This window comes from Amycolatopsis orientalis DSM 40040 = KCTC 9412 (assembly GCF_000478275.1).
Taxonomy (GTDB): Bacteria; Actinomycetota; Actinomycetes; order Mycobacteriales; family Pseudonocardiaceae; genus Amycolatopsis; species Amycolatopsis orientalis.
The window spans coordinates 36,554-50,407 of the sequence record NZ_ASJB01000083.1 but is presented as its reverse complement, the minus strand read 5'-3'; the positions used below and the strand labels follow the sequence as shown (position 1 = coordinate 50,407).

Sequence of the window (13,854 nt, the reverse complement as noted above, 5' to 3'; positions counted from 1 at the left end):
CACGAGGAGCTGAAACGGTCATGGTGGACTGTCTCGCCATGAGCAGTGCCGAAGCGGATAGGCCCGAAAGCGAGCCCGGCTACCTCGGACTCGCGCCGTACCTCTACTACACCGACGCGACCGAAGCCGTCGCGTGGCTGGTCAGAGTGTTCGGGTTCACCGAGGAAGTGCGCTTCGCCGACGCGTCGGGCGAGGTGTTCCAGGCCACGTTGTGCGCCGGTCCGGCCAAGATCCAGCTGGCAGGGGTCGGTCCCGAGTACTGGGAGGCCAAGGGCGTCGACGGCCCGGTCGGCCAGCTGAACATCGTCTACGTCCCCGACGTCGACGCGCAGTACGAGCGGGTCCGCGCAGCGCTGGGCGACGACGCCGACCTCGACGCGCCACAGGACCAGCCCTACGGCGCCCGTGTGTTCACCGTCTCCGACATCGGCGGCAACAGCTGGACTTTCTGGCAGCAGTTCTCCGACACCGTCGAGCTGCCGTCGGGCTGGCGCGAAGTCCGTGCGGACGAACCGCCCCGGAGTGAGCCCTCGGAGTGAGCGCTGTGGCGCGTGCCTCCAACGGGTGAACGGCGCCGACGGCTAGGCTGGGGCCCGTCACCGCAGGCACAACCCACATGAGGAGCATGGCGTGGCGCTCATCGAGCAGGTAGGCGCTCGCGAGATTCTGGACTCGCGAGGCAACCCGACGGTCGAAGTGGAGGTGGCTCTCGACGACGGCACGCTGGCGCGGGCCGCGGTCCCCTCGGGTGCGTCCACCGGCGAACACGAAGCCGTCGAGCTGCGTGACGGCGACACCGGCCGCTACAACGGCAAGGGTGTCGAGCGCGCGGTCGCGGCCGTCCTGGACGAAATCGGCCCGGACCTCGTCGGCACCGACGCCGTGGACCAGCGCATCGTCGACCAGAAGCTGGTCGATCTCGACGGCACCCCGGCGAAGTCCCGCCTCGGCGCGAACGCCATCCTCGGCGTCTCGCTCGCCGTCGCGAAGGCCGCCGCGGAGTCGGCCGAGCTGGAGCTGTTCCGCTACCTCGGCGGGCCGAACGCGCATGTGCTGCCGGTGCCGATGCTCAACATCCTCAACGGTGGCGCGCACGCCGACACCGATGTGGACATCCAGGAGTTCATGATCGCGCCGATCGGCGCCGAGTCGTTCCGCGAGGCCCTGCGCTGGGGCACCGAGGTCTACCACTCGCTGAAGTCGGTGCTGAAGGGCCGCGGCCTGGCCACCGGTCTCGGCGACGAAGGCGGCTTCGCGCCCAGCCTGAAGAACAACCGCGAGGCGCTCGACCTGATCCTGCAGGCGATCGAGAAGGCCGGCTACGCCCCGGGCCGCGACGTCGCGCTCGCGCTCGACGTCGCCGCGACGGAGTTCTTCGCCGACGGCGCGTACACCTTCGAAGGCGCGAAGAAGAGCGCCGAGCAGATGTCGGCCTACTACGCCGAACTGCTGCGTGACTACCCGCTCGTGTCCATCGAGGACCCGCTGAGCGAGGACGACTGGGACGGCTGGGTCCAGCTGACCGCCGAGGTCGGCGAGAAGGTCCAGATCGTCGGCGACGACCTGTTCGTCACCAACCCGGACCGCCTCGAAGAGGGCATCACCCGCCGCGCCGCGAACGCGCTGCTGGTGAAGGTCAACCAGATCGGTACGCTGTCGGAGACCCTCGACGCGATCTCGCTGGCCACCTCCTACGGCTACAAGTCGATGATGAGCCACCGGTCCGGCGAGACCGAGGACACCTTCATCGCCGACCTGGCCGTCGCCACCGGCGTCGGCCAGATCAAGACCGGCGCCCCGGCGCGCGGCGAGCGCATCGCCAAGTACAACCAGCTGCTGCGGATCGAGGAGACCCTCGCCGACGCGGCGCGCTACGCCGGCGACCTCGCCTTCCCGCGGTTCACCCCGGAGGGGTAATCGGTTATGGCGGACCGGGGGAGGGCGCGGACCCGTCGTAGCGGGCGCGCGGACGGCGGTGGCTCCAGCAGGGGCCGCCGACCGGAGCGCGCCCGGCGGACCACGACGACGGAGGTCCGCGCCCGAACCCGGCTGCGCCGCAGCCTGGCGGCGAAAAGGGCGTCGGGCGCCGCGAAGGTGCTCGGCATGTCCACCACCCGCCGGGCCGCGGTGGTGGCGATCGTGGTGTGCGCGCTCGCGTTCACCATCGCCGTCCCGCTGCGGACATACCTCAGCCAGAAGTCCGAGGTGAGCGAGCAGCAGCAGCTGCAGTCCGAACTGCAGCGGAGCGTCGCCCAGCTGGAGGGCCGCAAAGCCGAGCTGAGCGATCCCGCGCAGATCGAGGCCGAGGCCCGGAAGCGCTTCGGTTTCGTGAAACCCGGTGAGACGCCGTACATCGTGCAGCTGCCCGAGGACAAGGCGCCCGAGCAGGGCCAGCAAGGCGAGCAGGCGGTGCCCGCGGGCTCCTGGTACGAGAAGCTGTGGGATCAGGTCGCGGGCGGCTGAAGCTCCCTGTTTACCCTTATGGGCGTGAACCGCACGGAAAAGTCTTCTTATGAGCCTGTGACCGACGCCGACCGCGAAATCATCGCGGAACAGCTCGGCCGGGCACCCCGTGCGCTGCGCGCCGTCGCCGCGCGCTGCCCGAGCGGCCACCCGTCGGTCGTGCAGACCAGTCCCCGCCTCGACGACGGCACCCCGTTCCCGACGCTCTACTACTTGACCTGCCCGAAGCTGACCTCGATGGTCGGCACCCTCGAGGCGTCCGGGCTGATGAAGGAGATGACCGACAGGCTCGCGGAGGACCCCGAGCTGGCGGCCGCCTACCAGCGGACCCACGAGAGCTACCTCGCCGAACGCGACGCCATCGACTCGCTCGGGCACGAGGTCAGCGCGGGCGGGATGCCCGGACGCGTCAAATGCCTGCACGTCCACCTGGCGCATACGCTCGCCGTCGGCCCCGGCGTGAACCCCTTCGGCGACGAGACCCTCGCGCTGCTCAAGTCGAACGGGTGGCCGTCGGGCGACTGCCAGGGGTAACACCCGCCCCCGCTGTACAGATAGTTCCTCCAGGTGGGTTAATTCACCCGTTGTCGGTCAACTCCTTCTCCCTATGGGGTGAAACCGGTCACCGTATGCGGCAGGCTATGCACCAGTTGTGGGTTGTCGGGGTGGGCAAGTAACCGGGTCGCCGAGTCGTGATCCGCCGGGAGGGTTCTGAGGTATGCGCGTGAGGCACGTGCCAGGCGCGGTGAACGGTCATGTCCGGAGACTCTGTCTCCGGCACCGCACGATCGCCGCGGTGACCGGAGGAGTCCTCGCCATCGTCCCGGCCTGTGCCGCGGTGATCGGCACGGGCACGTGGATCGCGACGGCGAGCACGATTCATTCCGACAACGTCGCCCTCGTCGGCGGCTATGACCCGAAGAACCCGCTCGTCCAGCAGATCGGCGTCGACGGAAGCCTGCCGAACGCGCCGACCCCGCTCCCGCTCCCCGCGGACGAACTCCCCAACGGACCGCTCGGCATCCCGGTCACCGCGCTTGCCGCGTACCGCAACGCCGCCGACATCCTCATCGCCGAACAGCCCGGCTGTCACATCGACTGGGCGCTCATCGCCAGCATCGGCCGGATCGAGTCCAACCACGCGCGCGGCGGCTTCGTCGACGCCAAGGGCAACACCCTCGAACCGATCCTCGGGCCGCAGCTCAACGGCGCCGGTCCGTTCGCGGCCATCCCGGACAGCGACGGCGGCAAGTACGACGGTGACACGGTGTGGGACCGCGCCGTCGGGCCGACGCAGTTCATCCCGTCGACCTGGGCCCGCTACGCCTCCGACGGGAACGGCGACGGTGAATCCAATCCCAACAACATCTTCGACGCGGCGCTGGGCACCGGCCGCTACCTGTGCTCGGGTGGACTGGATCTGTCCAAACCGGATCAGTTGCGCGCGGCGGTGTACCGCTACAACAACTCCGACACCTACGTGAACACGGTGCTGATCTGGGCCGAGGCCTACCGCACGGGGGTGCTGCCGACGCCGGACAGCAAGGTGCCCATCGGCGCGCCGAACGCCGCCGCCGCTCCGCCGCCCGCTTCGGTTCCGCCGCCTCCGGTGCCGCCGACACCGCCCGGTTCGGTGACGCCGCCGCCGTCGACCACGTTGCCGCCGTCGACGAATTCGTCTTCGCCGTCCAAGACGACGACGCCCTCGAAGTTGCCGCCTTGCCCGACAGTCACCGTGACGGAGACGCACCCGAGCACGAACACGAGCCCGGCGACCACGACCACGACGCCATCACCTTCGCCGCCGACCTGCAGCTCGCCGACGACGACCACCACGACGACGACGGTGACGTCGCCGAGCAGCGGCGGTGCCCAAACCACCTGATCGCCTTCATCCATGCCCCGCCACCACCCTCAACGGAGAAGCTTCGCTCCGCTGTAATCTCCGGGCATGCCTCGTGTTGCCGCGATCGACTGTGGGACCAACTCCATCCGTCTGCTCGTCGCCGAGTTGACCCCCCGCCACGACGGGACGGTCGACCTGCGCGACCTGCACCGCGAGATGCGGATCGTCCGCCTCGGCCAGGGTGTGGACGCCACCGGGAAGCTGGCCCCCGAGGCGCTCGAGCGCACCCGCAAGGCGCTGGCCGACTACACGATCGCCGCGCGCCGCAAGGGCGTCGAGAAGGTCCGCATGGTCGCGACGTCGGCGACCCGTGACGCGAGCAACCGCGACGAGTTCTTCGCGATGACCCGTGAGGTGCTCGGCACCGAGGCCGAGGTCATCAGCGGCGACGAAGAGGCCCGGCTGTCCTTCACCGGCGCCGTGGGCGAGCAGGATCCGGACGACGGCCCGTTCGTGGTGGTCGACGTCGGCGGCGGCTCGACCGAACTCGTCGTCGGCACCTGGGACGGCCGCCAGGCCGAGGTCATCGCCGCGAAGTCGGTCGACATCGGCTGCGTGCGGATCACCGAACGCGCGCTGAAGTCCGACCCGCCGACGGCGGGCGAGATCGCCGAAGCGCGTGAGCTGGCCGCCAAGGTCCTCACCGAGGCCTTCGACGTCGTGGACGTTTCGGCCGCGAAGACGTGGATCGGCGTCGCCGGCACGGTCACCACCCTGACGGCCGTGGCGCAGGGTCTCTCGGAGTACGACTCCGAGCGCACCCACCTCTCCAAGCTCTCCCGCGCCGACATCGACCGGGTCGCGCAGTCCCTGCTGACCGCCGACCACGCGACCAGGGCCGCGAATCCGGTGATCCACCCCGGCCGGGTGGACGTCATCGGCGGTGGTTCGGTGATCGTGCAGGTACTGGCCGAGCAGTTCGCCACGCGCAGTGGTCCCGGCGAACTGGTCGTCTCCGAGCACGACATCCTGGACGGCATCGCGCTCTCGCTCGCCTGATTCGCTGATTTCTCTTACGTGACGCCATTTCTGTCGGTGATCACGTGGTGACCTCCTGTCCGGATTAACCCATTCGGTCCTGCCTCGTTCCTACCAAGGTCGTGCTCTAACCGGGTGGTGCCCGAGACCGTCACACATTTGCAACACCAACGCACTGTGATCGGCTTCACCTGTCCCATAGCGTCGTCTCACCTTCTGGGCGGCTGAGCGCGACCCGCGCTCGCCGAACGATCCGACGACGAGAGTTGGAGGGGACATGCGGGGTTCACGCGGGTTCTGGGGAGCGACGGCGGTGGTGGCCACGGCGGCCATGCTGCTGACGGCCTGTGGGGGTGGTGGGTCCAGTGAGAACAAGGGATCCGGCGCCACAGACTCCAATGCGGCGGTCTCGGTCTACGGCACCGAGCCGGAGAACTCGTTGATTCCCGCCAATACCAACGAACTCGGCGGGTCGAAGGCCCTCAAGCCGGTCTTCTCGGCGCTGGTCGGCTACAAATCCGACACCGCCGAGCCGTACAACCTGATGGCCGAATCGATCACCACGACCGATTCGAAGGTCTTCGACATCAAGATCAAAAAGGGCTGGAAGTTCCACGACGGAACCGAAGTCAAGGCGAAGAACTTCGTCGACGCCTGGAACTACAGCGCGAACGGCAAGAACGGCATGCAGAACGCGTCGTTCTTCGAGCAGATCCAGGGCTACGACGAGATCAGCGTCAAAGAACCGGCCGTCAAGGAGATGTCCGGCCTCAAGGTCGTGAACGACTACGAATTCCAGGTCACGCTCAAGGGCCCGTTCTCCGTTTTCGCCACCAAGATCGGCTATCTCGCCTTCGCGCCGTTGCCGGACAAGTTCTTCGCCGACCCGGAGGCGTTCGCCAAGGCGCCCATCGGCAACGGCCCGCTGAAGTTCGTTTCGCGCACGCCCAACCAGAACATGAAGCTCACGCGGTACGACGAGTACCAGGGCGAGGACAAGGTCAAGTTCAAGGACCTGGAAGTCCGCATCTACACCAGCCAGGAGACCGCGTACCAGGATCTCCTGAGCAACCGCCTCGACTTCATGGAGGCGCTCCCGCCCGCGGCGAAGGCAGGCGGGAAATACAAGACCGACCTCGGTGAGCGGCTGGTCGAAGGCAACCTGCTCGGCATCAGCGCCCTCGCCATCCCGTACTACGTCCCGGGTTACAACAACCTGGACCTGCGCAAGGCGATCTCGCTGGCCATCGACCGCGAGCAGATCGTCAAAACCGTCATGAACGACACCTATTCGCCCGCCGACGGCTACGTTTCGCGCGGTATCGAAGGTTATCGGCCCGGCGTTTGCGAATTCTGCAAGTTCGACCCGGCGAAGGCCAAGGAGTTCTGGGCGAAGTCCGGTTACACCGGCAAACTGACCATCGCCTCGAACGCGGACGGTGGCCGTAAGGAACCGCTGGTCGCGGCCTGCAACAGCATCAAGAACGCGCTCGGCGTCGAATGCGACTTCGTCCCGGCGACCGACTTCGGCCAGTGGCGCAGCATCGTCAACGGCCGGAAGCTGACCGGCATGGGCCGCTCCGACTGGTCGGCCGACTACCCGTCGATCGAGAACTACCTGAACCCGCGCTACAAGAGCACCGGTTCGTCCAACGACTCGACGTACAACAACCCGGCCGTCGACGCGCTGCTGACCCAGGCGGACCAGACCGCCGACAAGGCGGCCGCGATCAAGCTGTACCAGCAGGCGGAGGATTTGATCGCGAAGGACCTGCCGCAGATCCCGGTGTGGGAGGAGAAGGGCGTCGGCGGTAAGTCGAACCGGCTGAAGGTCGCGAAGCTCGACTTCGGCCGTCTCGCGGACTACTCGTCCATCGAGGTCGCGGCGAAGTAAGCGTGTGGCCGCGCCGGCCGGGAGCGACGGAGCGTCGTTCCCGGCCGGCCGGACCTCCGGTTCCCACCACGCGATCTTCAGGACGGCACGCCCATGTCCCAGTACATCCTCCGTCGCCTACTCCAACTGATCCCGGTCTTCTTCGGCACGACTTTCCTCATCTACGCACTGGTGTGGGCCGTGCCCGGCGACCCCTTCGCCGGCAAATGCGGTCAGGTCGCCTGCCCGCCCGCCTACATCGAGATGATGACCGAGAAGTTCAATCTCGACGATTCGATCTTCGTCCAGTACTTCAAATACCTCGGCAACCTGTTCACCGGCGACTGGGGGGAGACCTTCAACGGTGTCTCGGTCGGCGAGCTGATCGCGAACGCCTATCCGGTGACCGTCCGGCTCGCGCTCATCGCGGTGGCCATCGAGGCGATCATCGGGCTCGCCGCCGGTATCCTGACCGGCCTGCGGGGCAAGGGTTTCCTCGACAACCTCGTGCTGATGTCCACCACGTTCCTGATCTCGATCCCGGTGTTCGTCACCGCGATCGTGCTGCAGATCGTCCTGGGTTCGGAACTGGGCCTCATCGACGCGAGCGTGTCCGAGGACGCGGGAGTCGGCGAACTCATCGTGCCCGGCATCGCGCTGGGCAGCCTGTCCATGGCCTACATCGCCCGGCTCACCAGGACGAGCATCGCCGAGAACCGGCACGCCGACTACGTCCGCACGGCCGTCGCGAAAGGCCAGCCGCGCAGCCGCGTCGTCGGCGTGCACCTGCTCCGCAACTCGGTGATCCCGGTGCTGACCTTCATCGGCACCGACATCGGCGCGCTCATGGGCGGGGCGATCGTCACCGAAGGCGTGTTCAACATCAACGGCATCGGCGGGCTCATCTTCCGCGGTATCCAGAACCGGGAGGGCGCCACCGTCACCGGGGTCGTCGTCCTGCTGGTGATGGTGTACCTGCTGGTGAGTCTCACCGTCGACCTGCTCTATGCCGTTCTCGACCCGAGGATCCGTTATGACTGACCCCAATGTGGCCGGTGGCGTGTCCTCTGTGGACGTCGCGGCGGCCGGTGTCGCCGACGATTCCGCGCTGGCGCACAAACCGCGCAGCCTCGGCGGCGACGCGTGGCGGATGCTGCGCCGCAAGCCCACCTTCATCATCTCCTCCGTCATCATCCTGGTGGTCGTGCTGATCGCCGTCGCGCCGGACCTGTTCAGTTCCCGTCCGGCCGGGTTCAGCGATCTGACGCATGCCAACGAAGGGCCGTCCGCGGACGCCTGGTTCGGCTACGACAACCAGGGGTACGACGTCTATGCGCGGACCATCCACGGCGCGCGGGCGTCGTTGCTGGTCGGTGTGTTCGCCACGGTGCTGACGATCCTGATCGGCTCGGTCGTCGGGATCATCGCCGGCTACTACGGCCGCCTCGTCGACAGCCTGTTCTCCCGCGTCGGCGACATCTTCGCGGCGCTGCCGTTCGTGCTCGGCGCGATCGTCATCCTGACGACGTTCAACGCTCCCGGCACGAATCCCGGCGCGGTCACCATCATCGTGCAGGTGGTGATCTCGATCGCGGCGCTGAGCTGGCCGGTGGCGATGCGCATCATGCGGTCGGCGACGCTGGTGGCCAAGCAACTCGACTACGTCAAGGCCGCCCGCGGGCTCGGCGCGAGCACACCGCGCATCGTGCTCCGGCACCTGCTGCCCAACACGATCGCGCCGGTCCTGGTCTACGGGACCATCGCGCTCGGCGCCTTCATCGGGGCGGAGGCGACGTTGGCCTATCTCGGCGTCGGCGTGCGGCCACCGGTCGTCTCGTGGGGCGTGATGATCAGCGACGCCAGGGACTATTTCCGGGTCATCCCGCACATGCTGTTGTTCCCCGCCGGGTTCGTGACCATCACCGTGCTCGCGTTCGTCATGCTCGGTGACGGGATCCGCGACGCGCTCGACCCGAAGGCCCGGTGAGCGGCTGTGGACAACGAACTACTGCTCGAGGTGGAAGACCTCCACGTCGAATTCCGGACCTCGGACGGTGTCGCCACCGTGCTCAACGGCGTCGACTACTCCGTGCACGCCGGGGAAACCCTTGCCGTGCTGGGAGAATCCGGTTCGGGTAAGAGCGTGACGGCGCAGACCGTGATGGGAATCCTCGACAGCCCGCCCGCCGTCGTCACCCGCGGCGCCGTCCGGTACCGCGGCGAGAACCTGCTCACCGCCACCGAAGAGCGGCGGCGTGAGGTGCGGGGCGGCGGGATCGCGATGATCTTCCAGGACGCGCTTTCGGCGCTGAACCCCGTCTTCACCGTCGGGTTCCAGATCGAGGAGCAGTTGCGGGTCCGGCTGGGGATGTCCAAAAAGGACGCCCGCAAACGCGCGATCGAACTGCTCGAGATCGTGCGCATCCCCGCCGCGTCCCGCCGGGTCCGCGAGTACCCGCACCAGTTCTCCGGCGGGATGCGGCAGCGCGCGATGATCGCCATGTCGCTCGCGCTGGACCCGGATCTGCTGATCGCGGACGAGCCGACGACCGCGCTGGATGTCACCGTGCAGGCCCAGATCATGGACCTGCTGGCGGAGATCCAGGCCGAACGGCGGATGGGGCTGATCCTGATCACCCACGACCTGGCGGTGGTCGCCGAGGTCGCCGACCGGATCGCGGTGATGTACGCGGGCCGGATCGTCGAACAGGCCGACGTCACCGAGTTGTTCCGCTCGCCGGGGCATCCCTACACCGAGGCGCTGATGGCCTCCCTGCCGCGGCTGGACCTCAAAGGACAGACCCTGGAGACCATCAAGGGCCTGCCGCCGAGCCTGCTGAACGTCCCGCCCGGCTGTCCGTTCCATCCGCGCTGTCCCCGGGCGGAGAGCCGGTGCGAGTCCGAACGGCCGGCCCTGCGAAGCCTCGGTTTCGGCCGGGTCAGCGCGTGCCATTTCGCCGACGAGGTGGTGAGCGACCGTGTCTGAGCCCATTCTGCGGGTCGAGAACCTGGTTAAGTACTTCCCGGTGCGGACCGGCATCCTCGTCAAACGCACGATAGGTCACGTGAAGGCCGTCGACGGGGTCTCATTCGACCTCATGCCCGGCGAAACCCTGGGCGTGGTGGGGGAATCCGGCTGCGGCAAGTCCACTTTGGCCCAGGTGCTGATGCGCCTGGAGGAGCCGACGAGCGGGCTCGCGACCTTCGAAGGCCGTGACATCTTCGCGTTACGGGGATCCGGGCTCCGGAAGTTGCGGCGCGAGATCCAGATCGTGCTGCAGGATCCGTACACCTCGCTGAACCCGAGGATGACGGTCGGCGACATCGTCGGCGAGCCTTTCGAGATCCACACCGAGGTGGCGCCGAAGGGTTCGCGGGCGGCGAAGGTGCGGGAGCTGCTCGACGTCGTCGGGCTGAATCCCGAGCACATCAACCGCTATCCGCACCAGTTCTCCGGCGGGCAGCGGCAGCGCATCGGCATCGCGCGGGCGCTGGCGTTGCGGCCGAAGGTCATCATCTGCGACGAGCCGGTTTCCGCGCTGGACGTTTCGATCCAGGCGCAGGTGATGAACCTGCTCGGTGAACTGCAGAAGGAATTCGGCCTTTCCTATGTGTTCATCGCACACGACCTGTCCGTTGTCCGTCACCTTTCCACGCGGGTCGCGGTGATGTATCTCGGCAAGATCGTGGAAATGGGGACGGAAGAGGAGATCTACGAACATCCTTCCCATCCCTACACGCAGGCGCTGTTGTCCGCGGTCCCGGTCGCCGATCCGGCGTTGCGTGGGCAGCGGCAGGTGATTCGCCTGGAAGGCGACGTCCCGAGCCCGCTGGACCCGCCGTCGGGCTGCCGATTCCGCACCCGGTGCTGGAAGGCGCAGGACATTTGCGCCGAGCAGGAACCCGAATTGATCACGCGGGCCGGTGGACATTTGTCGGCCTGTCATTTCGCGGAGGAAAAAACCGTCGTCCCCTGACTTTAGTAGGGACTTCGTTGATATGCGGAGATCGCTCACGTAGTTTGCACGAATCGTGTTCTTCAGGAGGCATGAAGTGAAAAGACCCAGATCTCTCGTCATCGCCTTGGCGGTACCGCTGTTCGGTGCCATCCTCGCCGCGCCGTCGGCGTCCGCCCAACCGCGGCTTTCCGGGGCGACGACCGAATTCTCCGTTCTGGCCCGTGACGGCCAAAGCGTCGCTTCGGCGGAACGGGCGATCCGTGCCGCCGGTGGCACCGTCGTGACCAGCAACGCCGCGGTCGGCCTGATCACCGCGACCGCGCCCGCCAACGGTTTCGCCGAGCGCGTCTCCGCGGACCGTTCGGTTTTCGGTGCGGCCAAAGCGAAGCCGATCGGCTCCGCGCCGAAGAGCGACAAGGCGAAGGTCAAGTCGAACGCCGTCGAGAAGGAGAGCCGCGGGGCTGCTTCGGCGCCGAAGGCCGCTTCGGCCCAGTCCGCCGGGCTCGACCCGCTCGATGGTCAGCTCTGGGGTCTCAAATCCGTCCGTTCGGACCTTTCGCGCACCGTCCAGCCGGGCGACAAGCGGGTGAAGGTCGGCATCATCGACACCGGTGTCGACGCGAGTCACCCGGACATCGCGCCGAACTTCGACCGGGCCGCGTCGCGGAACTTCACGAAGGACATCGTCGCCGACGTGAACGGTGAGCCCGTCGACGGACCGTGCGAGTACCGCGGCTGCGTCGACCCCACCGACGTCGACGACAACGGGCACGGCACGCACGTCGCCGGCACCATCGGCGCCGCCGCGAACGGCTTCGGCGTCTCGGGCGTCGCGCCGAACGTGACGCTGGTGAACCTCCGCGCCGGCCAGGACTCGGGCTTCTTCTTCCTGCAGCCGACCGTGGACGCGATCACCTACGCCGGTGACGCCGGTGTCGACGTCGTCAACATGAGCTTCTACACCGACCCCTGGCTCTACAACTGCGCTTCCAACCCGGCCGACTCGGCCGCGGAGCAGGCGGAACAGCGGACCATCATCGAGGCGACGACCCGTGCGCTGAACTACGCGCACCGCAAGGGCGTCAGCCAGGTCGTGTCGCTGGGCAACCAGCACACCGACCTCGGCGCCCCGCAGCCGGACGCTTCGAGCCCGGACTACCCGTCGAACAGCACGCACCCGCGGCAGATCGACAACGCGAGCTGCCTCTCGCTGCCCGTCGAGGGCCCGCACACGATCGGCGTCTCGTCCTTCGGGCCGTCGCAGGCGAAGGCGGACTACTCGAACTACGGCGTCGAGCAGATCTCGGTCTCCGCGCCCGGCGGATACTTCCGTGACTACTTCGGCACCCCGTGGTTCCGGACGCTCGAGAACCAGATCCTCTCGACGTACCCGCGGAACGTCGGCGTCGCGGAAGGCAACATCGACGCCGCCGGGAACATCACGCCCGACGGTGTCACCGCCGGCATCCAGAAGGCGACCGCCGCCGACGGCCGCGTCGGCTACTACCAGTGGCTGCAGGGGACGTCGATGGCGTCGCCGCACGCGACCGGTGTCGCCGCGCTCATCGTTTCGCAGTACGGCAAGGGTTCGCGTGACTTCGGGATGGACCCGGACGCGGTGCAGCGGGTGCTCGAGGGCACGGCCTCCGACATCGCCTGCCCGGTGCCGCGGACCGTCGACTACCTGGACGAAGGCCGGGACGCGTCGTTCACCGCGACCTGCGTCGGTGACGCTTCGTTCAACGGCTTCTACGGTCACGGTGCCGTTGACGCCTGGTCGGCCGTCACCCACGGTGCCCAGTACCTGCGAGGCTGATGCTTCGGTTCCGCTGAGAGTGCTATGAAAGGTCCTTTCCTTGCAAATTTTGCAAGGAAAGGACCTTTCATAGCGTTGCGGGCTGGGCAGTCAGGCGGCCCGATCGGTGCGGACCACGGAGACGGCCGGTCTCGGACGTCGTGCCGCCGCCTCGGCTGCGGCCCTGAGCTCGGCGATGACCTTGTCCGGCTCGTCGCGAATCCGGGAGGGCAAGGTCTGCACGACGATGATTCCGGCAGCCGCGTACCGATTGTTGCGGTGGAGTGTCTTGCGGTAGGCATCCCTTCCGAAGTGGAAGGCATACGAATCGATTTCCCACGCCATGGCGAGTTCATCGCACCATGAATCGGGCTTGCCAACATAGTTTCCGAAAGCGTCGAGGATCCTTACGTTCCGTTCGGCCGGAGGTAGCCCCGCCCGCTTCCAGATCGCCAGTGCGGCGGCCTCGGGTACCGACTTGACCTCGGCTGCGAGCTCTCGGAGTACGGCGCGGGGAAGTGCGGTTCCCCGCCTGCTGCCGGACTCGAGTTCGGCGCTCAGTTCATCGACTGTGCACAGACCTGTCTCGACCGTTTCGATCAGCAAGGCGCGTACTGGGTCGAGGTCGCGGATGCGCCGTACGCCGTCCAAGACCGCTCGAGCCGGAGCGGCCAGCGGGACCCCTTCGACTATGCGATGGTCCGGCATGGCGATCGTTCTTTCGAAGATCGCGAACTTGACGCTTCGCACTTTGCGCTGTTGGGGAATGAGCACATGGACGGTTCCGTAAGGCCCGGCTTGCCGTAGCCCGTATCGGCGCGCGGCCTCGAAGCCGGTGATGACCCCCTGGCCGCCGGTGAGCATCAACGAGGCTTCGACT

The 13,854-nt window shown here is 67.4% G+C and carries 13 protein-coding genes; 12 read left to right on the top strand and 1 reads right to left on the bottom strand.

Annotated elements, in window-relative coordinates; all coding sequences use genetic code 11:
* The first annotated feature begins 38 nt into the window (after positions 1 to 38).
* From L324_RS31355 to L324_RS31300, 12 genes are all read left to right on the top strand, one after another.
* On the top strand, positions 39 to 539 hold the full coding sequence (locus tag L324_RS31355) for a VOC family protein (RefSeq protein ID WP_037318715.1): 501 nt from the start codon (positions 39 to 41) through the stop codon (positions 537 to 539).
* A gap of 91 nt (positions 540 to 630) precedes the next feature.
* Positions 631 to 1,917 carry a phosphopyruvate hydratase gene (gene eno, locus L324_RS31350; RefSeq protein ID WP_037317257.1) on the top strand — a complete coding sequence of 429 codons (1,287 nt, stop codon included), beginning with the start codon at positions 631 to 633 and terminating at the stop codon, positions 1,915 to 1,917.
* A 186-nt stretch (positions 1,918 to 2,103) separates the two neighbouring features.
* The gene (locus tag L324_RS31345; RefSeq protein WP_152547082.1) at positions 2,104 to 2,463 is read left to right on the top strand and encodes an FtsB family cell division protein; all 360 of its coding nucleotides are present in this window, start codon (positions 2,104 to 2,106) and stop codon (positions 2,461 to 2,463) included.
* Positions 2,464 to 2,481: 18 nt separating this feature from the next.
* Positions 2,482 to 2,997 carry a DUF501 domain-containing protein gene (locus L324_RS31340; protein WP_173426425.1) on the top strand — a complete coding sequence of 172 codons (516 nt, stop codon included), beginning with the start codon at positions 2,482 to 2,484 and terminating at the stop codon, positions 2,995 to 2,997.
* A 184-nt stretch (positions 2,998 to 3,181) separates the two neighbouring features.
* The gene (locus tag L324_RS31335; protein ID WP_037317251.1) at positions 3,182 to 4,348 is read left to right on the top strand and encodes a lytic transglycosylase domain-containing protein; all 1,167 of its coding nucleotides are present in this window, start codon (positions 3,182 to 3,184) and stop codon (positions 4,346 to 4,348) included.
* Positions 4,349 to 4,414: 66 nt separating this feature from the next.
* A complete protein-coding gene (locus L324_RS31330) occupies positions 4,415 to 5,368 on the top strand; it encodes a Ppx/GppA phosphatase family protein (RefSeq protein ID WP_037317247.1) in 954 nt (317 codons plus the stop codon).
* Between the two features lie 256 nt (positions 5,369 to 5,624).
* Positions 5,625 to 7,241 carry a peptide ABC transporter substrate-binding protein gene (locus L324_RS31325; protein ID WP_037317244.1) on the top strand — a complete coding sequence of 539 codons (1,617 nt, stop codon included), beginning with the start codon at positions 5,625 to 5,627 and terminating at the stop codon, positions 7,239 to 7,241.
* A gap of 93 nt (positions 7,242 to 7,334) precedes the next feature.
* Positions 7,335 to 8,261, top strand: coding sequence for an ABC transporter permease (locus L324_RS31320; protein WP_037317241.1), 927 nt, complete (start codon positions 7,335 to 7,337; stop codon positions 8,259 to 8,261).
* A complete protein-coding gene (locus L324_RS31315; protein ID WP_037317237.1) occupies positions 8,254 to 9,207 on the top strand; it encodes an ABC transporter permease in 954 nt (317 codons plus the stop codon). Before L324_RS31320 ends, L324_RS31315 begins: the two co-directional genes overlap by 8 nt.
* 6 nt (positions 9,208 to 9,213) lie before the next feature.
* On the top strand, positions 9,214 to 10,206 hold the full coding sequence (locus tag L324_RS31310) for an ABC transporter ATP-binding protein (RefSeq protein ID WP_037317234.1): 993 nt from the start codon (positions 9,214 to 9,216) through the stop codon (positions 10,204 to 10,206).
* Positions 10,199 to 11,197 carry an ABC transporter ATP-binding protein gene (locus L324_RS31305; protein ID WP_037317231.1) on the top strand — a complete coding sequence of 333 codons (999 nt, stop codon included), beginning with the start codon at positions 10,199 to 10,201 and terminating at the stop codon, positions 11,195 to 11,197. Before L324_RS31310 ends, L324_RS31305 begins: the two co-directional genes overlap by 8 nt.
* A 76-nt stretch (positions 11,198 to 11,273) precedes the next feature.
* Positions 11,274 to 12,995, top strand: coding sequence for a S8 family serine peptidase (locus L324_RS31300; protein WP_037317228.1), 1,722 nt, complete (start codon positions 11,274 to 11,276; stop codon positions 12,993 to 12,995).
* A 90-nt stretch (positions 12,996 to 13,085) separates the two neighbouring features.
* On the opposite strand, the gene L324_RS31295 is transcribed toward L324_RS31300, so the two are convergent.
* Complete coding sequence (locus tag L324_RS31295; RefSeq protein ID WP_235783704.1) at positions 13,086 to 13,838, bottom strand: hypothetical protein; 753 nt, start codon at positions 13,836 to 13,838, stop codon at positions 13,086 to 13,088.
* Between the last annotated feature and the right edge of the window lie 16 nt (positions 13,839 to 13,854).